Origin of the sequence: Intestinimonas butyriciproducens (assembly GCF_016901775.1) — a bacterium.
Lineage (GTDB): Bacteria > Bacillota > Clostridia > Oscillospirales > Butyricicoccaceae > Pseudobutyricicoccus.
In genome coordinates this window covers 1-374 of record NZ_JACJKW010000052.1, presented here as the reverse complement: position 1 = coordinate 374, position 374 = coordinate 1, and the positions used below count along the sequence as shown (strand labels likewise).

Here is a 374-nt window from a genome sequence, read left to right as displayed (position 1 = left end):
CCGCTTCTGGATACTCCGAAGAATTTGCACATGACTGCTACGGGATACTCTGTTTTGTGGCGATAAATGATATGATACTTTACCTTTACCCTCACCTCCTTCCTGCGCAGCGCAGAAAATCCCGCAGCAGCTGATTCTCCATACGCAGTCGCTGGATCTCATAGGCCTGCTCTGACACAATATCTCTTGGCGCAGCATCTTTTCTCGGCCTTCCTTTCGGCCGTGGAAGAATTCCGGCTTCCAGCTTTCGTTCTTTTCGGCGCTCACGCTCAAGTAGTCTTTTTACCACCTGCTTATCCCGAAAGCCGTAGTATTCCGCCACTTCCCGCTGTGTCTTTCCTTCTGCCAGCATGGCCTTGATCTCGGGCAGCAGC

The 374-nt window shown here is 51.9% G+C and carries 1 protein-coding gene; it reads right to left on the bottom strand.

Going from position 1 to position 374, the window contains the following annotated elements; translation table 11 throughout:
* Window positions 1–91 precede the first annotated feature (91 nt).
* Window positions 92–374 (bottom strand): imidazolonepropionase (locus tag H6A25_RS12540; RefSeq protein ID WP_207750871.1); only part of this gene is annotated, 283 nt, incomplete at its 5' end.